We start from the raw sequence: 20,249 nt of genomic DNA on the forward strand, positions 1-20,249 counted from the left end.
ATATCTTATATGGTGACAGAAGCGAAAAAAGATCCGCTACTGCGTTCAGGATTGACAGATCCTTGGTTATTCTACCCCCAGCAACACGCCCGAAACATTCCAGGCACTAGAGCTGCCGCCCTCGGGTTTTCCCATAGGGATAGTGACTTTTATGGTATGTTCACCAGCCTTTAAATCACCCAGGCCGACCCAACTTGGATTGGTGACCGTACCCGGACACCAGTTAGAACGGCTTAAATCAGACGAAGAAAGCCCGCTTTCAAAATTACCTGAAGCCGGGTTAGATAAACGGTAAGATCCGCAATCTTGTCGCCAAGGTGTAAAAGCGAAAACTTCCTTTTCATCCAACCAGATGGTATTTTTCTTAGGTACAAACTCATCGCCATTACTCCAACCACCGTGCCCTGTGGTAATGTAACGCAATTTTGCATCCTTTAAATCTTTTGTTAATGTAAAAGAAACTTCCAATCCTTTATCGCTGCTAAACATGGTTGCATATTCCTGTCCGGCCATCTCCATAACATTAGTCGAATTAAATAAAGGTAAAACCACTTCTTTCACCTCTTTAGGCCTACCACCGTTGTGCAAGGTAATGTTTAACGAAACCTGATGTCCGCCTTTATCATAATTACCAATAAAAACAGCTACCCACGCTTCTTTTCCGTTCATCAATGGAAATAACTCCGAAACATCCTGACGGTAATAAACTTTCTCTGCCCAGTTTTTATCCTTTAATTTTAAGGTATTGTATTTCCCTACGCCAAAAGGGGTAAAAAAGCGCATCAGTTCAATTACTGGGCTATAATCTCCCGTAGCCACTACACCCTGGTATTTTTTTCCATTCCCATTATCGTAAACTGGTAGCACCTTAACCGAATTTTCAAGCGCATCCATCAAACTGATCATTTTATCGGTCGGGATAATAAATACTGAACCTGTCCTGTCGTAAGCATCTCCATTTGATTGTTCCGTTAAATCGACAAATACATTTGGATTAGTCAATTGAGGGAATTTAACTTTTCTAGCAATTACCGTTCCGCCTGCGAAGCGGAAAATAGAATCGTTTGAGAGTGGCTTATCAATAAAATTAATTTTTTCGTTATTAAAAACGTTTAGCGTAGTAAATCTGCTTTTCCAAAGCAAATCTTTATAAGTTAAGCCGTCAGTTAGTTTAGATGACATTTTTTCCAGGTCAATTGGCATTGCTTTTTTAACTTCTTCAATTTTTGCAGCCGTTATATAACTATTTCCATTACGTACTTGTTCCAAAACTAATCCCAGGTTTTGCCCTAAACTTGTTGGCGCGGCTTTTATTCCTGCATCGGTACTATACCATAAATCAATACGGTTAGAGTTTACTACCGTTGTTGCCCTTTTGCAGGTGTAACCTAAAATGATTTTAGTCTCCGAAACAAATTCAAAAACCTGCTTGGCAATTGCAGTAATATCTGAACTAGCGATCTCATTATCGACACTTAAATCAGCAAGCTGAAATAAAATCTGATCAGGCTTTTCCACAATGCTCTGTTCGTAAGGATATTTTGCCTTATGATCGAGAATAGCTGCATTAGTGATCAAATTCTGCTTTGCAGAAGTAATAAGCACTACAGGATTTCGATCTTCTTTTGGTTTCCCATCAGCCGATCGGAAATAAGTGATTTTATAAACGGCATCATGTTTAAGTACGCGCTGCGCCTGCAGGTTAAAAGAAACAAAAACAGAAAAAATGAGGATGGAAAAATGCTTCATTGTGGTTAAAAAACCAAATATAGATAATAGTTTAAATTGGTGTCGGCTGTGAGAAACCAACCAGCAGATTAAAGGTTTCCCACTGACCTCACAGATTTCCACAGATTAGAAAAACAATTGCGACGGGAACTTGCAAACTGACAACCAGCTTCTGTGCTTATCACCTTAAATCAGCGGGAAATAGATGTAAAATAGCTTCTTTTATCTCCAAAAAAGCATAGGAGATTATCTGCGCTGCAAACTACCAACTTAGAACTGAAAACTGATTACCGCTCCAGCCTATCCTCGACAAAAGCAAATGGTATCAAACTCTTTACACTTGGTACTTTTAAAACTTCTCCATTTAAACAATAAAAAATTACCTCAATTGGTGCATGTTGTTTGCGTTCAAATTCTACCATTACCTGTAAGCAGCCTCCACAAGAAGTTACTGGTTTTAAAATCTGAAAATTATCAGTCTGCGCGGTAATTGCCATGCTTTCTATTACTGCATCGGGATAGATTGCTCCGATGCTAAAAAGTGCAACACGCTCAGCGCAAAGCCCTGATGGATAGGCTAAATTCTCCTGGTTGCTACCCAAAATAATATCACCAGAGGCCAAGCGGATGGCAGTACCTACCCTAAATTTAGAATACGGCGAATAAGAAGTACGTAAAGCCTGTTCTGCGCTTTCGCAAAGGGTTCTATCGGCCAATGTCAGTTCAGAAATATCAGCATATTGTTCAAAAGTTATATTCAGATTTATTGAATTCATTTTAAAGTGATTTGGAACCGCCAATGTTAATTTTTTACAGCGGGCGAACAATTTAGGTTATTTTTTGTATTAATTAATAAACCTGCCCTAAAATTAATTTTATCGGCATGCTTTAGGCATTTATCTAAATACCAAACACACTTAGCTTTGAATAAATACGTACGCAAAAGTCTTAAAATTTTATTGTGGATAATTGCTTCCATCATCTTTCTGGTGGTTAGCGTAGCCCTTGCGCTGAATATCCCAGCTGTTCAGAATTTCGTTAAAGGGAAAGCAATAAACTATCTTAAAAATAAAACCAAAACAGAAGTAAGTTTGGAAAGCATTAAAATTGCTTTGCCAAAAGATGTGGTTTTAAACAAATTCTACATCGAAGATCGTAAAGGTGACACTTTATTGTATGCCGAAAAACTTGCGGTAGACATTAGCTTATTTAAATTGTTAAAAAACACGGTCGAGGTTAATAATATTGAGCTTAAAAATGTACGCGCCAACGTAAAGCGTATTACTCCAGATACAACTTTCAATTTTTCTTTCATCGTTGATGCGTTTGCAAGCGATCAGAAAAAACCGGAGGAGCAGGTAAAAAAAGACAGTACTTCTACCCTAAAATTCTCTGTTGATAAAGTTTCTTTCGAAGATATTGGCATTAACTATCGCGATGATGTTGCGGGTAATGATGTAAAACTATATCTAGGCGCATTTAAAACTAAAATCAAAGACTTCGACCTGGCCAACCAGCACTATGTAATTAAAGAGTTAAGCCTCGTAAATACTTCATTGCGTTATTTACAGCAAAAGCCACTCGTTAAATTGGTACAACACATCACCAACAGTGTAGACAGTACAGAGAAAGAGCAAGGAAAATTGCCGCTGATAGAGGTGCAGAACTTTATTTTTAATAATGTAAAAGTAAATTACGACGATCAGATCTCGACCACGAAAGCCATTGCTAATGTAAATGACCTTGGGTTAGCTAATCTGAAAGTAGATTTAACCAATAGTAAATATTCGGTAGATGATGCACACTTAAACAAATCGAATATTCTTTTTGCATTTAAGCCTGCCCCGAGTAACGATTTAAAGAAAGTTAAAGATACCGTTGTTCCTGAAAAATCGCCTCTGGGTTTAATCATTAAGAACATCAGTTTAACCGATAACGATGTACAGTTTGATAACCTGGGTGCAAAGCCCGCGCCCAAAGGTATGGACTTTAACCATCTTAAAATAAATCAGTTAAACTTAGGCGCAAGCGACGTAAGTTATAGTGCAGCGGGAATAAAAGCCAATGTTAAAAATGGATCATTAAAAGAGAAAAGCGGCTTTGTTTTGGATGAATTACGTGGCGATGCGGTGTACAATGATAAACAGATCAAGTTGAGCAATTTCATCCTGAAAACACCAAATACTGCTATTGAAAATGCTACGGAGTTAAATTTCACCTCCATGGAGGATTTGACCAAACATCCTGAACGTGTAAAATTAAATATTGCGCTTAAAAACACCACCATTGGCTTAAAAGATGCCGGATACTTTAGTAATGCTGTACCAGCAAATTATCGCAACGAAAAAATAAAAATCAATGCTGACGTTAATGGCTATCTGAACGACCTGAATATCCCAAGACTACAGATCAGCGGTTTAAAAAATACGCAGATTGATATCAGTGGAAAAGCAAAAGGTTTACCTGATATCAAAAAAACCTTTCTCGATTTAAACATCAAAAAACTTCATGTTACCAAAGGTGATATCCTGGTGGCTGTACCCAAAAAATCAGTGCCCCCTTCAATCGAACTCCCTAACGTAATTGATGCAAAAGGTAATTTTAAAGGTTCAATGACCGATTTTAACACCAACCTGAACATCAGTACTGATATGGGTGGTGCTGTGGTTGTTGCCAGCATGAATGGCCCTAAAGATAGAGAAAGTTATAAGGCAGATGTCAGTTTAAATAATTTTAATGTAGGCAGGCTGTTAAAAATGCAACCTAAACTGGGCCGCGTTTCGGTTAAGGCAAATGTAGCGGGTACGGGGCTTGATCCTAAAAAAATCAATGCTAAGTTTAATGCCAAAGTGTTAAATGCTTATTACAATAAATACACCTACCGCAATTTAGTTCTTGCCGGTGATTACAGCAACCAGCGCATCAACATCAAAAGCAGCATGCCCGATAGCAATGCTAACTTTAATTTAAATGCGAAAGTAAATCTTGCAGGTAAATATCCAGCAGTAAAAGCCGACCTGAATTTAAAACAGGTAAACCTTCAGGCTTTAAACTTTAGTCCAACAGTTTTAAGTGCTGCCGGAGTGGTTAAAGTAGACCTGGCTACTGCCGATGCCGATTATTTGAACGGATCGGTTGATGTTACGGGGTTACAACTGGTAAAAGATAAACAAAGAATTAATGTCGACACGATTTCGATCCGCGCTAAATCTACCTCAACCGAAAACGAGCTTACACTTAAATCTGAAATACTTTCAGCAAAAATCGACGGAAACTACCAGTTGACCAAAGTAGGCAGTGCAATCATAAACGAAATCAATAAATATTATGCGTTTGGAACAGTTACAAAGGTGCCTGATCAGCGTTTAAGGTTTTTTGTCCAGATTTATGATTCTAAACTATTAAAGAATTTTGTGCCTGAATTAACGGTATTTAAACCCTCCCAGTTCTACGGATTGATTGATACGCAGAAAGACAGCCTGCAGATTAAAGGTAATTTCCCGCAGGTAGTTTATGGCGATTTTAAAGTAGATACTACGGTTTTAAATATCAATAACGACAACAATAAATTAGACTACAGTTTAACTGTTAAAAGCCTTCAAAGTCCATCTGTTGCACTTTTCAATACCGAAGTGAGTGGCGATGCCGCTAACAATAATTTAGGTGTTAACATTTTCTTACGGGATAGGCAGAAAAAAGACAAATACGTTATTGGTGGTAATTTCCAATCGATCAATAAAGATTTTAAATTCTCTTTAGATCCGCAGAAACTATTGCTCGATTATCAAAAATGGGTGGTTTCTCAGGACAACTACATCCAGTTCGGTGCGTCGGGCATATTGGTAAACCAGTTTCAGATCAGCAATAACGGACAGTCGCTTTCCATCAATAGCAACCCTACCCAACCCAATGCACCTTTAGCTGTCGCATTTAAAGATTTTCAACTTGAAACTTTAACCAAATTTGCCGAAACTGATACGACTTTGGTTGGTGGCCGTTTAAACGGAACTGCAAATGTTAAAGATTTAGCCAGTACGCCAAAATTTGAAGCAAATCTGACTATCGATCAGTTGCGTTATCAGAAAGATCAGTTGGGCACTTTACGTTTAGCGGTAAACAATAATACCGAAAATGCATTTGAGGTAAATGTGGCCTTAACCGGCGTGCACGAACTAAGGGTAAATGGCTTCTATTATACCGCACCGAAAAGTGCATTAGATCTTACCGTGAACATTGATAAGATCGAAATGAAAAATATTGAGAGTTTATCTGCAGGTCAGCTTAAAGATGGCACAGGTACTTTAACAGGGGCACTAAGTGTTAAAGGCGAGTTAACTGCTCCAAAAATATTGGGCGATTTAACTTTCAACAACGCTGGGATCAGAGTTGCATATGTAAATTCATATTTCCGGTTGCCTAACGAGAAGATTTCATTTACAAATGAAGGGATCAGTTTTAATAACTTCACACTGATTGATTCCTTAAATCAAAAGGCAACCATCGATGGAAAAGTTTATACCAGTAATTTCAAAGATTATCGTTTTGGTTTAGATATTAAAATGAATAATTTCAGGGCGATCAATTCGACCGCTGCTGATAATGACCTCATTTATGGAACAGTATTTTTAACCAGCGATATTAAAGTACGTGGCGATTTGAACCAGCCAGATGTGAACATGAACGTTAGGGTGAACAAAGGCACAAAATTCTTTTTTGCCCTACCAACAAGCGATCCTTCAGTGATAGATCAGGAAGGAATTGTACAGTTTATTGATGCCGATGCGCCACCATTTAATGGTCAGAAAGCATTAAAGGTAGATAGCATAAGTAAATCCGCCATGAAAGGGATTAACCTGGTTGCAGCCATCACCATCGATCCTGAAGCCGAACTGAATGTGGTCGTAGATCCATCAAATGGCGATGCCCTGAATATTAAAGGTGAGGCAGATCTTAACGCAACGATGGACCCAAGTGGTAAAATCAGCTTAACAGGCCGTTATGAAATTATTGATGGTTCTTACAATTTATCGGTTGGCCCGCTAGGCAAAAAAGCATTCAAACTGGTTAAAGGAAGTACTATTGTTTGGACGGGTGAGCCTACTTCAGCCAACGTGAACTTAACGGCATTGTATGAAGTTAATGCAGCTCCTATTGATCTGATCAATGAGCCAGATAATATCCAGGCCAAAACCAAATTGCCTTTTCAGGTTTATTTGATGATGAAAGGTGAGTTATTGAAACCGGTTATTTCTTTCAAACTTGATTTACCTGAAAACGAGCGTGGGGCATTAAATGGTACGGTTTACACCAAATTAATCAACGTAAACCGCGATGAAAGTGAATTAAATAAACAGGTTTTTGCCCTGTTGGCATTGAACAGGTTTATCGCCAATAACCCTTTCCAAAGCTTGGCAGGCGGTGGCGGTGGTGTTTCTACCCTGGCGAGATCGAGTGTGAGTAAATTATTAACGGAACAGTTAAATAACCTCGCTTCAGATTTAATTCAAGGTGTAGAATTGAACTTTGGCGTAAATTCATCAGAAGATTATTCTACCGGATCACTTCAACAGAAAACTGATCTCGAAGTCGGTTTATCGAAAAAATTATTAAACGACAGACTAACGGTAACGGTAGGTAGTTCTTTCGCATTGGAAGGACCGCAGGCACCAGGCGAAAAATCGACAGATATCGGTGGAAATGTAAATGTTGAATATGCTTTATCAGCCGACGGAAGATATAGATTAAGGGCTTACCGACGCAACCAAAACGATGTAATTGTACAGGGACAAATTATCGAAACCGGTTTGGGTTTCACCCTGGTAGTAGATTACAACAAATTCAGAGAGATTTTCCAGAAAAAACGCAACAGAAGAAACATTGAACAAAAACCTAAAAATGAAACAACTAATTAGACCAATTTTATTTGTACTGGCCTGCTTAGTTTGGGCTGCTTGTAGCTCCACCAAATCGTTAAAGCCGGGGCAACATTTATATACAGGTGCCGAAGTAAAGATCAATCCGGATTCATCAGGCAAAATTGATGATGAAAAACAGGTAAAGAGTGATTTAGAGAGTAAAACAAGACCCCGCCCCAATAAATCTATTTTAGGTATAAGATATAAATTGGGCATTTATAACCTTGCAGGTGAACCAAAAAAGCCTAAAGGTTTTAGAAATTGGCTACGCAGACAGGGTGAACCGCCCGTTTTAGTGAGTGAGGTAAAACTAAAATATAATAATGATGTACTGACCAGCTATTTAATCAGTGAAGGTTATTTACAGGCGTCTGTTACAGGCGATACGGTAGTGAAAGATAAAAAAGGCAAAGCCATTTATACTGCAGAAACGGGTAACCGATATAAAATCAATAAAGTCACTTTCCCTCCTGATACCGGCGTTTTAACTAAAATCATCAATCAGAACAAAAATAAAACGTTAATAAAGGCAGGCGATTTTTACGATCTCGACAACTATAAAAACGAACGCATCAGGATCGATAATGACCTTAAAGAGCAGGGATATTTTTACTTTAGTCCTGATTACCTGATTATGCAGGTGGATAGCACCATTGGTAAAAACCTGGTAAATGTGACTATCAAAGTGAAAGATATTGCACCTGATGCTGCATTGAAACCATACAGCATCAGGGATATCAACATTTATCCAAGCTACAGCCTCCGTAGAGATACCCTCTTAAGAAAGTTAAAACCGCTTGAATATCACGATTTCAGTATTTATGATGACCGCAATACTTTTAAACCAAGGTTATTTGATCGATTGGTTTTCTTTCAGAAAGGCGAACCTTATAACCGTAAAGATCATAACCAATCGTTAAACAGAATGGTCAATATTGGCGCTTTCAGGGATGTAAGGGCGGAATTCTTACCGGTTGATAGTTTCAAAAATAATCAGTTAGACCTGAATATTTACCTTACCCCGTTGAAGAAAAACTCATTAAGTTTCTCGGTTACAGGCACCAGTAAATCAAACAATTTTGTGGGTTCAGAAGTGAAAGTTACCCAAACCACCCGAAATTTATTCAGGGGCGCCGAGCAGTTGGATGTAAGTGTTAGTGGTGGTTTTGAAACACAGGTAAGAGGTACCTCGTTAGGTAGGAATTCGCTTTCGCTGACCACAGAAGCCAAGTTAACCTTCCCACGTTTTATTGTGCCGTTTTACAAGCCTAACAGTACGAATGCTTTCATTCCGAAAACCATTGCTTCGCTATCTTATCAGATGCTTAACCGTGGGTCTGAATATACCTTACATGCCATAAAAGGCGAATATGGCTACAATTTCAAAGAGAACCAGTATAAAGAGCATAACTTCAACCCCATCTCCATCAGTTACATTTCTACAGGTTTTCCAGATTCTAATAGACGAGATAGCTTATTTAGAGTAAATCCCTTGTTAAGAAGTACACTTGAAAACCAATTCATTATTGGTAGTAATTACAACTTTACCTACACCAACCAGATGGAAACCAACCGCCGTAACAATGTTTATTTCTTTGGCGGTTTAGAAACGGGTGGCAATGTTTGGGGCTTATTTACGCCAACGAACGATAAAGGTCAAAAAACTTTATTCAATACACCTCTCACCCAATTTATCCGGGCAGAAGCCGATTTCAGGGATTTTTATAAAATTAACCGCAACCTGATATGGGCAAACCGATTGAACCTGGGTTATGGTTATGCTTATGGCAATAGTACATCCTTACCATTTGTGAGGCAGTTTTTTGCTGGTGGCAGTAATGATATCAGGGCATTTCCGGCCCGCACCTTGGGTCCGGGGACTTACAAAGTGCCAGATAATGCCATTTTTGCCGATCAGGGCGGTGATATCAAGTTAATGCTTAATTCTGAACTACGATTTAAAATTGTAAGTATATTATATGGCGCATTGTTTGTAGATGCTGGAAATATCTGGCTAAGGAAAGAAGATCTGGGAGAACCCGGCAAACCAGAAACAGCAAGACTAGGGTCAGGCTTTAAGCTAAAGAATACCTTTAATGAGTTAGCTGTAGGTACCGGAGCCGGCGTACGTGTAGATGCAACAATCTTTGTAGTTCGTTTAGATGTAGCTTTCCCTGTACGTAAACCATACCTACCTGAAGGACAAAGATGGGTATTTGATGATATTGCCTTTGGTAACAAAGATTGGCGCAGACAAAATTTAATTTTTAATATAGGCATAGGCTATCCGTTTTAATTTTCAGATGAAAGTAATCACCAAGATCAAAAATTTCTTTATTGCGCTTTATCATCTTTTTATTGCTGCCGGAAAAGGTTTTGTAGAAGATCGGGTAACTAAATTAAGTGCTTCGTTGGCTTACTACACTATTTTTTCACTTACCCCGCTAATTATTATCCTCCTCTCGGCAGCCACTTTGTTTTTTGGTGATGAAAGAAACCAAAAGACAAGGGGGCAATTTTATGGTCAGGTTACCGAAATGGTGGGCAAAGATGCAGCTGCGCAAATTCAGGGTTTTGTAGAACATGCCAATAAATCGGGCCAATCAACCATTGGTTTAATTATTGGTATAGCTACGCTGATTATCGGGTCTACAGCCATTTTTATCGAAATACAGGATAGTATCAACATGATCTGGAAGGTAAAGGCTGTGCCAAAAAAAGGTTGGCTGAAAATGCTTTCAAATCGATTATTGTCCTTTTCTTTAATCGTTTCAATGGGCTTTTTATTGCTGGTTTCGCTGGTGATCAATAGTATAGTAGTTGGTTTGGGTTCAAAATTAGCCAATCTGATTTCACAAAGCGAAATAAAGGAAGTTATCCCAGTAGCTAACGACACCATGACCTTGCTGATTTATATTTTGAACAACGTCATTACGCTTGCCGCCGTAACCGCCGTTTTTACTGTTATTTTTAAAGTCTTACCAGACGTGATTATACGTTGGAAATCGGCAATAATCGGTGCTTTATTTACTGCTATCCTCTTTAGTTTAGGTAAATACCTCATTGGAATTTATATCGAAAAAGGTAACCCTGGTTCTGCCTTTGGAGCGGCAAGCTCCATCATTGTTATTTTATTGTGGATTTATTATACCTCAATCATCCTCTACTTTGGTGCTGAATTTACCCAGGCTTATGCTGAAAAATATGACAACGGCATTGCTCCCAGTAAATATGCTGTATTTACAAAAATCACTATTGTAGAGAAAAAGGTAGATGTATTGCCTCCGCAGCATCCGGAAAATACAGTGAATGCGCCTGAAGAGTAATTACCGTTAAGCCCCGTCATCCTAAACTTATTTCATGACCTTTTCAAAAAGATAATCGCTTAGACATGCTTAACATAGTCGAAATTTTTGAACTATTCCACAAACATAGTTTAAAGATCTCTCCCAGGGTATGCCTATTCGCCCAGGCTGGCACTCCGCATTTCTTCGGTCGAGGACGATTTTCTACTTAAGTCATTTATTCAGATAGCGGAGCTATTAACCAAAGAAGTTAAGTTGTTTTGAAAACTTGACTTCTTTAATGTAAAACCTTGAGTGATCGACTTACGACTTAGGACTAACCTATCGTCCCATCCAACCGCCATCAACGGTTAAAATCGTTCCGTGAACATAATCGCTGGCAGCAGAGGCCAGAAATATGGTCGGTCCTTTAAAATCTTCAGGCGTTCCCCATCTTGCAGCTGGGATACGTGATAGTATTGAGGTACTCCTATCCTGATCTTCACGTAAGGCAGAAGTATTATCAGTTGCGATATACCCAGGTGCAATCGCATTTACATTTACACCTTTTGATGCCCATTCGTTAGCAAAGGCTTTGGTTAAAGATGCAATTGCACCTTTGCTCGCGGCATAACCAGGAACGGTTATACCACCCTGAAAGGAAAGTAATGATGCTGTGAAAATCACCTTTCCACTTCCCCTTGCAATCATTTCCCGACCAATTTCGCGGGTTAAAATAAACGGTGCCGATTGGTTTACCGCAATTACTTCATCCCAATATTCATCCGAATGCTCCGCAATGGGCTGGCGCAAAATCGTTCCGGCATTATTCACTAAAATATCAATCACAGGATGATCTGCCTTTACCTGAGCCGCAAAAGCCAGGGTATTTTCGCGTTTACCAAAATCGCACTGGTAAGCATAGAATTTTCTTCCCAGCGCTAAAATTTCTTTTTCAATAGTACTACCCTGAAGTTCGAGACTTGCAGATACACCGATAATATCGGCACCTGCCTCGGCCAAAGCTAAAGCCATAGCTTTTCCGATACCTCTTTTACAGCCAGTAACCAATGCAGTTTTACCTGCTAAATTAAATATGTCAGACATGATGTTTAAAATTCAGTTTTTAGATCTCTCTCCGCCCGCAAGGGCGGGCATTCCGCTACGCTTCATCCGATAGCTATCGGATCGAGATGACGGTAAAAAATTATTATTTCAGCTCGGTAATGGCACAATGATCCATGTCACCATAATCCAGGTTTTCGCCGGCCATCCCCCAAATAAAAGTATAGTTGCTTGTACCTGCCCCAGAGTGGATAGACCAATTGGGCGAAATTACTGCCTGATCGTTCTGCATCCAAATGTGGCGGGTTTCTTGTGGCTGGCCCATGAAGTGGCAAACACTCTGCCCCTCTGGAACTTCGAAATAGAAATAAGCTTCCATCCTTCTATCGTGTGTATGTGCTGGCATGGTATTCCACACACTGCCCGATTTTAGTTCGGTCATCCCCATTTGCAACTGACAGGTTGGCAACACACTGTTCACCAATAACTTATTAATTATTCTATGGTTCGCGGTTTCAGGCGTACCCAGCTCTACAACCTCTGCTTCAGCTTTGCTTACCTTCTTAGTAGGATAACTATGGTGTGCAGGAGCAGAATTGATATATAGTTTAGCAGCCTCACCAGGAGTGGCAGATTCAAAAAATACTTCTTTAGTACCTTTACCTATATACAAAGCTTCTTTATAATCCAGTTCGTATTTTTCGCCATCAGCGGTAACAATCGCTTTTCCGCCAACATTGATAATCCCCAGTTCCCTACGCTCCAAAAAGTAAGTTGCTTTTAAATCATCAGGATTTGGAAGGGTAATTTTCTGATCAACAGGCATTGCACCACCAACAATATACCTGTCAAAATGAGATAAGGTAAGGTTTACCTGGTTGGTTTCAAACACATTTTCAATCAGGAAGTTATCCCGCAACGCTGCGGTATCCATTTGTTTAACTTCTTTAGGGCTTTGGGCGTAACGGCTTTCGAATTTGTTCATTGGTTAAAAATTGAGTTTTTTTTTGCGATAAGATATGAACGGATATCAAATCCTATCCGCAAATATATTTATACGATCATGATTATCTGTATTAATACTCAACTTTATCAAGCTTTTTTTATGATTTATTAATCTATGCCTTTAGGCAGGTTCAGGGTGCTGCAAGTTTTGTCTGAAAGGGGGCAGCAGACAGGTTTAAGTTAAAAAGCATTCCGATAAAGCACCGGTTGAATTTTCCATCTAGATTAACCCACTCCTCTTTCCAGTTTATCAATCTATATTTGCCCGCCTATTTGTAAATGGTAGAAGGAAGGTAATATCTTTCTGTAATGTATCAAATGGTAACGCAGATGCCATTTACTGTTTCTCCTTAATATTCACGCCATCATCCATCGGAAGGATGTAAGGAACAAATTTCACTTTATTCGTTCTGTATTTATTACCGGGCAAAACTTCTGTAATATACAGATCGCAGTAATTATCAAGAGAACGATGATGTTCTGCCGTAATGTCCATTAACTCTTTGAAACTTATATAAGGGTGAGCCGGCTTTTTCGATACGATTTCTGCTTTCTTGTCTCCCTTTTTATTAATGTATGAAAATGTTGCGTAACTCTTATAAGGAGGTGTACACTTGCAAAAGAATGTAAAGTGATGTTCGAAAAAACTTACCGTTTCGATTTTTAATATTCGATTAGGCAGAGATACATTTATCGTATCTGCTAAGAAATAAATTTCCCTGTTCGTGTTTTGGGAAAATGCCTCAAAGGTTATAACTAATAGTGAGGCAATTAAAAATAATTTCTTTTTCATGAAACTAGGGGCAAGTAGTAGGCAATTTTTTATTAGCAGGAACATTTTTAAGATTGGCTAAATTAAAAGTATTTAAATCAGCATCAGTAATTCCATATTTTGTTTTAATATTGTTAAAGGATTTGGTAAGCATTCCTTTGTAAACTTCATATATATTTACACCTCCTATAATCGAAGATTGTGGGGCTGGGCCTGCATTGTTCAAGCCATATAATGCAGCCATTTGGTAATCTTTGTCCGTATATATATTTCCATTGACGGTCTTCAATATTACCCAGAAATTCTCAAAATATTCTTCCAAAAATATAGAATGGTCGTTGAAATTCCCACCCCCTTGAGCCGAACTATTGGCAACGCTTTCAAAATTAACTATGTTGATCGCCCATGTCGAATATCTTGTTGTATCAACAGGAAATCCATATTGACCAGCTTTGATATAGTAATTAGCGTACGCATGACCAGTTTCATGGATGGCTGTTGCTTGCAATAACAGCTGTGAAGCGTTTGCCATAGCAGCAGTATTAAATCTAATTGTCGAACTTGTTCCTGCATAATCTCCTGTTGTCCCTAAACTATAATTATTTGTGCCAACTCCGTACTCCTGCGCTGAAAAATCATATTTTAAATTTGGTAAACCTTGCATACTAAGAGTTGTACCGTTTGGCAGTTGGATTTTCTGAAACGGTTGAACTAACTTTCCAAAAACTTGATTTCCAGCTAACTTATTTAAAACCTCCTTAACCATACAAGGATAATATTTTTGAATAGAATCTTGTTTTACCTCTATTAGAGGAGGAGAAGTGTTACCCCATTCCCAGCATAACCCCCATGCGAACCAGCATATCCTCCGTTATCGCCATAATCACCATCACAACTTCCTGGCAAATGGGCAAAGCCAGATATATAAGGTGTACATGTCATATATCCTTCTACACCCACACAAGATTGGACCCATATGGGTATATCAACCCCATCTGCACAGGGCGATTTTACAGCAATTATTTTATCTTTTATACCAATACTTAATTTTTTAACAGCCGTACTGTAAAGCTTTTTATTCAGTAACGATTGGTTTAATGAATTGATTTTCCCATTGGCTTTTACTATTTGGCCATTGCTGTAAAGTGCCCCATTGCTAAAACTGCCATCGGTATTAAAATAATAAACTTTACCACTTAAATTACCTGTGCTGTTATAGTGTAATTTTGCCGATTCCGTGCCTGCATTATTAATAATAACCATATAACAGCCCGCAACAATACTATTGTTACCTATGTTTTTAAATAAAACCAGCCTGATATTACTCCTGGCCAGACCCAACTCTGGCTGGCTGTAATCATTTGGGCTATCTCCTACAAAAATTTTATCGGGGTTGGTTAAGCCTACTTCAATAATGGACTGATTATCTTCAGTATCTGTATAAACATCATCCCAGTTAGGGCTAAGTGTTTTAAATGGATTATTTTCGGTTGTTTTAAGGTTAAGTTTAAGCCAGCTTTTAGCCGCCATTAAATCTGCACCACTTATCTCAAGGTTATTGTGCTTATCTTTTTTACAAGAATAGAAAGTAATAGTAATGGTAAGCAAAAGCACTAATGCAAATGCCCATTGCCTTAAAAAGTAGTTTTTTTTCATTCGTTAATTTAGATTTAATGGATCAAAAATATCCGGGAGCGAGATATGGTGCAAGTATAACAGTTTTTGATATTGATAACAAATTATACAATAAATCATTTTACATAGATAAAAAATGTATGATTAAATTTAGTCAAATATGCTGTGCGTTTATATGATAAACTTAGCCCAAAACACGCTCTTGCCTATCAAAATGCTTGTTCATAATCCCCTGATAAACCTGCTCTGCAACCACATACAATAAATCTGCCTTCTCAAACAGGCTCACTATAGCTGATTCACTGATCGCGTAATTGTTTTCATACCTTACGGCCAGATAGGCCTCATCGAGCAAATGCAATAGGCTAGCCTCTTCTTCACTATCATTAAACAGTACTGAAAGCGGCTCAACATAAGGCTTGATATACAATTGATGAATCCTGATTCGGTGTGTTTTTTTATCTTTTCCCATTACCAGAACCTCAATGGCACGGTACATCATATCAAAAACCTGGTGAAGCATAAAAGCGCAGTATTCGAAATTTTGTTGCCTAAAATAAAAGGTTGCCCCTATTAAAAATTTATTGGCTTTATTTATTCCATGCCGGCAGGTTGTGCTTACCTGATCTGCAATAAGCTTAGGATTGCCGCCATCAAGAAAAACACCAGACCTACTAAATAAACAATTTTCTGCAACGGTGGCATAGTAAAAAAACAAACTGCCCTCCTGTAATGCCTGCTCTACCTCATGTACATGAAAAACCCGATAACCCCATTCCATTTGCCCGTTAAATACAATATTTAATATCGGTGTTAATTCATTCAAAATGCATACATGTTTAAAAGAAACCATAATCAGCATTTCCTGAATGGGCTTACCCACCAAAAAGTTGTTATGGAGATAAATATACTGAACAGGTACCGCAGCCATAATGTCTTTTAACAAACGTAAGGTTCTTTCATCCTTTAATGCAACATGTTCTAGATTCAAAAACTTATTCCGCATAATCGTACCTTTCTTCAATTTCGTCCATTCGAGGATTGGTAATGATCACAAAAAAGGCTTCCATAATCATCAACATGGATTCATATTGTTCAAATAAAAATTCCTTATCCAATAGTTTAATGCTGCTTTTGGTGCTAAAGGCAGCGTATAGCCATTCCAGAAGCCCTAAACGCAGCCGCTTAATTTTTTCGGGAATAAATAACGACGTTACAAACAAATAAGGATTTTCAATATGCACTGCAGACAGTGTATTTACCTCGCACAGGTATTTCTGGTAGCTATCAATGTTTTTTGATTGCTCTGTAGCGGCAAGCAAGTTTTTAGGCGGCGTACCCTGATACGTTAAATTTTTAGCGGTAATCAAAAAACCGGCGTTAAGCAGTTTGATAAATTGATTATAGAGAAAAAAATAATCGGCCACATCACTCACACACTGATCTTCTGCCAGGGCAGCTTTATACCAGTTTTTTAAATAAGCTTTATGCCCTGCAAGGTTATCGAGACTAAAGAAAAATTCGATCACTTTAAACGGATCATCAGGCAATTGCTGTTCAAAAGCCAAAGGCGATGTACTTTCGAATATGGCCATTTGATAATAACGATCTATACTTTTAAAACTATTCCTGGTAACGATCCTTTCGTGTATGAGCCAGCACGCCTCCAACATTTTTTTGGTGTTTTCATAAAAAATAAAAATATACTCGTCCCAATCTAGCCTGAGGTTGTTTTCCAATGCAGCCAATAACCATTCTTTGTACATCACTTTATAGGTATCTGAATGAAAAAATAAGAAAATATCAAAAAAGGTAAGTTTTGGATTTTTCATTTCTCCGCTGCTCAACAGTTTCGGACAATAATCAAGTAGTACCGTTTCGCGTTCTACACTACATTCATCTGCACCAATCGCTTTTACAAATTCGGTATCAGCTTCAATGCGGTTAAAAACTAAATCCGAATAATCGAAAAGCGGCACCAGTTTTTCGTAAAAAACCAATAGCTGTGCGGGGTGTTTTTGTGGCGAAAAATCTAATTCGTTGTAGGGCGGATTTAACCAGTTTTGTAGAAAGTTTAAATGGTAATTTATACCATTTATAGCAAAAAAACTTTCAATCGCATCTATCAATGCCATGGTATCTTTTTTAAAATTCAGGTTCTCCTTCATAGCGTATATTTTTAAATGATTATATTAGCTAACGAATTTAGCAAAATAATATAGATAATCTATAATTAATTCGAAAAACTTATTAACATCTCTTATGAATGAAAATCAGCGTTTAAAACGATTAATGGAATTACTGCATTTCAAAACTCAGAAAGATTTTGCTGCAGTATTAAATATTCAACAAGGTTCCTTATCAGATATTTTAAGAGAAAGGGTCAATGTATCTAATGCCATTAAAGATAAGTTGGAAATGAAATTCGACGTCAATATAACCTGGCTGGAAGATGGAATTGGCGAGCCATTCTTCAAAAAGAGGCCAGCCGTTGGCGAAAGCAAAGAAGGTGTACCTTATTTCGATATGAGTTTATCTGATGCGAAAGAACACATTGTGGAAGAACAACGCGCAGAATACCTGGTCAATTACCTCCCGTTTAACGATTGCACGGCCTATTTACCAGTTTATGGTGATAGCATGTCTCCCCAATATGCCGCAGGTGAAATTATAGCGATAAAAGAAATTACCAATTACGAAATCCTGCAATGGGGAGAGGCGTATGTAGTGATGACCGATGAAGACACTAACAGTCTGCGTACCATTAAACTCATTTACCAACATGCTGATGATACCAAACTCATCCTCCGTTCTTCAAACCCAAATTTTAATGGCGATACAGTGATCAGTAAAAAGAATATCCTGTCGCTTTACATCATTAAGGGAAAAATTACTAGGAATGTTATTTAGTGAAACGGTTGACAGTTCTCAGTTAATAATTTACAGTTAACTGAAAAACAATCGTGGGAAGAGGAAAAGGCGGGAGATATCATCATTCCCAACTTGATTGGGAACCACGCAGTGCTCATGAATGCCACTTAATAAATGCAAAGTCTTATGAATAATCGTAATGCCTTCGCAGGTTTTTTATGTTGCTTTAAGATTCCCGCATGCGCGAGAATGACGACCGCACTAATGGATTCTGTCAATGGTAACTTCCGCCCGGCCGGTTGGATGGGTGTTTCAGGATCTAACAAAAGTGATTATTTTCTGATTCAATTGCTTGAAAACTGAAAATTGCCAACTGCTAACTGAAAACGCTTTATAAAAAGGGAGTCAAGTTTTAAAAACTTGACTCCCTTAGGATTTAACTAATAGCCAGGATTCTGATACATCTTAACCGGATCTAATTTTACCTCATCAAAAGGAATAGGATAATACCTGTCTTTTGTGGTTACATTGGCCAGTTTTGCAATACCGAAAGCAGATTGCGGTTTGGCTTTTAAGTAAGTAACCAGTTCGGCAGCGGTAAAATTCCTGATTAAATCAAACCACCTTTGATGTTCAAAAGCAAATTCTACCCTACGCTCATGCAAAATAGCAAGCTTTAACGTCGGGAATTTAGCTGCGTAATTGGCATCTGTTTTGGCTACTGTGTACAATGGCATGCCAGCTCTTGCTCTAACCATATCAAGGTATTGGATAGCCATGGCATCATTACCCTGCAGCATATTTACTTCCGCCAACATTAAAATTACATCGGCATAACGCATTAAAATCCAGTCATTACCACCATAACCATTATTGGTAGCCAGGGCACTGGCATCGCGAAACTTAGTAATAAACCAATCTTTTACAGTTGCATCGTTAGCGTATTTTACGGAGAAGTCTTTTCTTAAATCTGCAGTTTCGTACTCATTGATTAGATCAAGCGTTACATTGCCCCCGATACCGGTAGAAACTTTTAAGGAGTTGATGGTTTCGCCTTTTGCCTGGTTGTTTGCAGCAATGCTTGAGCTATAATTAATATCACCCTGTTTGTAAGAAATCTGAAAAATAAGTTCTTTACAGGTTGTTTTTTTCGTTACGTCGAAAACATCGGTATATGGAATTTCAGAAAGGTTTCCAAAAGCTTTCATATTATAAGCCGCAGTTAGGTAATTATTGGCATTGGCAAGGTTTTCGGCCTTATTGTTTGGCAAGGTAGCCGCCATAGTTAAATAAACCTTTCCCAAATAAGCGTTAATGGCCGATTTGGATGTTCTGCCGATATTGGCAGTTGACTGAAAATTGGGCAATGTACTGTTTAAGCCATCCTTTAAATCGGCTACAATCTGGTTGTACACATCAGCTTCCGGAACACGGAAGGTTGCTGCAGTAACCTCATCAGTATTTAGCAATTGTTTGGTAACCAGGGGCACAGGTCCCCATTTCCTCACCAGTTCGAAATACATAATAGCCCTGATAAATTTGGCTTCGGCAGCGTAATTAATTTTATTTGCAGATGTTACAAACGTTACCTTATCAATGTTCGATAAGATTACATTGCTTCGGGTAACTGCGTTGTAAAGTGCCAGCCAATGCGCTTTTAAATAGGAGTTACTTGGCAATAGGGAGAAATCGTTAAATTGGAATGGTTCGCCCGCATTACTCTGATTGTCATTTCTTCCGGTATCGTCAGAGCGTTCATCCGTAAAAAGTCCGCTATTCTCGCCCATGGTGTTACTACTCCTCAACGATTGGTAAGCGCCATTTACGGCAAGCAACACATCATTTTCAGTTTTAAAATAATTTTCAACGGTAACTGCGTTCGGGTTGTTTTGTGCCAAAAAGTCTTTTTTACACGACCCTAAGGTTAAAACTGCGCTAAGGGCCAAAATTGTATAAATATTATTCTTCATTTTC

14 protein-coding genes are annotated in these 20,249 nt (G+C 38.4%); 4 read left to right on the forward strand and 10 right to left on the reverse strand.

Annotation, left to right across the window (positions count from 1 at the left end):
• Positions 1-66 precede the first annotated feature (66 nt).
• Positions 67-1,749 carry a PNGase F N-terminal domain-containing protein gene (locus PGN18_RS06545; RefSeq protein WP_335318617.1) on the reverse strand — a complete coding sequence of 561 codons (1,683 nt, stop codon included), beginning with the start codon at positions 1,747-1,749 and terminating at the stop codon, positions 67-69.
• Between the two features lie 266 nt (positions 1,750-2,015).
• The gene (locus tag PGN18_RS06550; protein WP_335318618.1) at positions 2,016-2,504 is read right to left on the reverse strand and encodes a cytidine deaminase; all 489 of its coding nucleotides are present in this window, start codon (positions 2,502-2,504) and stop codon (positions 2,016-2,018) included.
• Between the two features lie 147 nt (positions 2,505-2,651).
• Here PGN18_RS06550 and PGN18_RS06555 point away from each other — a divergent pair, with 147 nt between their 5' ends.
• From PGN18_RS06555 to PGN18_RS06565, 3 genes are read left to right on the forward strand one after another with little or no spacing between them, the layout of a single operon-like run.
• A complete protein-coding gene (locus PGN18_RS06555) occupies positions 2,652-7,640 on the forward strand; it encodes a translocation/assembly module TamB domain-containing protein (RefSeq protein WP_335318619.1) in 4,989 nt (1,662 codons plus the stop codon).
• Complete coding sequence (tamL, locus tag PGN18_RS06560; RefSeq protein ID WP_335318620.1) at positions 7,624-9,939, forward strand: translocation and assembly module lipoprotein TamL; 2,316 nt, start codon at positions 7,624-7,626, stop codon at positions 9,937-9,939. Before PGN18_RS06555 ends, tamL begins: the two co-directional genes overlap by 17 nt.
• 7 nt (positions 9,940-9,946) lie before the next feature.
• Positions 9,947-10,969 carry a YihY/virulence factor BrkB family protein gene (locus PGN18_RS06565; protein ID WP_335318621.1) on the forward strand — a complete coding sequence of 341 codons (1,023 nt, stop codon included), beginning with the start codon at positions 9,947-9,949 and terminating at the stop codon, positions 10,967-10,969.
• Positions 10,970-11,269: 300 nt separating this feature from the next.
• On the opposite strand, the gene PGN18_RS06570 is transcribed toward PGN18_RS06565, so the two are convergent.
• The 7 genes from PGN18_RS06570 to PGN18_RS06600 all read right to left on the reverse strand — a co-directional run bounded on the left by PGN18_RS06570 (position 11,270) and on the right by PGN18_RS06600 (position 17,572).
• A complete protein-coding gene (locus tag PGN18_RS06570; protein WP_335318622.1) occupies positions 11,270-12,034 on the reverse strand; it encodes an SDR family NAD(P)-dependent oxidoreductase in 765 nt (254 codons plus the stop codon).
• A gap of 103 nt (positions 12,035-12,137) precedes the next feature.
• The gene (gene kduI, locus PGN18_RS06575) at positions 12,138-12,977 is read right to left on the reverse strand and encodes a 5-dehydro-4-deoxy-D-glucuronate isomerase (RefSeq protein ID WP_335318623.1); all 840 of its coding nucleotides are present in this window, start codon (positions 12,975-12,977) and stop codon (positions 12,138-12,140) included.
• A 357-nt stretch (positions 12,978-13,334) separates the two neighbouring features.
• Positions 13,335-13,790, reverse strand: coding sequence for a hypothetical protein (locus PGN18_RS06580; protein WP_335318624.1), 456 nt, complete (start codon positions 13,788-13,790; stop codon positions 13,335-13,337).
• A 4-nt stretch (positions 13,791-13,794) separates the two neighbouring features.
• A complete protein-coding gene (locus PGN18_RS06585; protein WP_335318625.1) occupies positions 13,795-14,535 on the reverse strand; it encodes a hypothetical protein in 741 nt (246 codons plus the stop codon).
• A 41-nt stretch (positions 14,536-14,576) separates the two neighbouring features.
• On the reverse strand, positions 14,577-15,425 hold the full coding sequence (locus tag PGN18_RS06590) for a hypothetical protein (RefSeq protein ID WP_335318626.1): 849 nt from the start codon (positions 15,423-15,425) through the stop codon (positions 14,577-14,579).
• A 163-nt stretch (positions 15,426-15,588) separates the two neighbouring features.
• Entirely contained in the window at positions 15,589-16,410 is an 822-nt protein-coding gene (locus PGN18_RS06595; protein ID WP_335318628.1) for a HEPN domain-containing protein, read from the reverse strand.
• A complete protein-coding gene (locus PGN18_RS06600; protein WP_335318629.1) occupies positions 16,400-17,572 on the reverse strand; it encodes a hypothetical protein in 1,173 nt (390 codons plus the stop codon). The genes PGN18_RS06595 and PGN18_RS06600 overlap by 11 nt, the downstream gene beginning before the upstream one ends.
• 94 nt (positions 17,573-17,666) lie before the next feature.
• Between PGN18_RS06600 and PGN18_RS06605 the strand changes: the two genes are divergently transcribed.
• Positions 17,667-18,314 carry a LexA family transcriptional regulator gene (locus PGN18_RS06605; RefSeq protein WP_335318630.1) on the forward strand — a complete coding sequence of 216 codons (648 nt, stop codon included), beginning with the start codon at positions 17,667-17,669 and terminating at the stop codon, positions 18,312-18,314.
• A 401-nt stretch (positions 18,315-18,715) separates the two neighbouring features.
• On the opposite strand, the gene PGN18_RS06610 is transcribed toward PGN18_RS06605, so the two are convergent.
• On the reverse strand, positions 18,716-20,245 hold the full coding sequence (locus PGN18_RS06610) for a RagB/SusD family nutrient uptake outer membrane protein (protein ID WP_335318631.1): 1,530 nt from the start codon (positions 20,243-20,245) through the stop codon (positions 18,716-18,718).
• Positions 20,246-20,249 lie beyond the last annotated feature (4 nt).

This window comes from Pedobacter terrae (assembly GCF_036946585.1).
Lineage (GTDB): Bacteria > Bacteroidota > Bacteroidia > Sphingobacteriales > Sphingobacteriaceae > Pedobacter > Pedobacter terrae_C.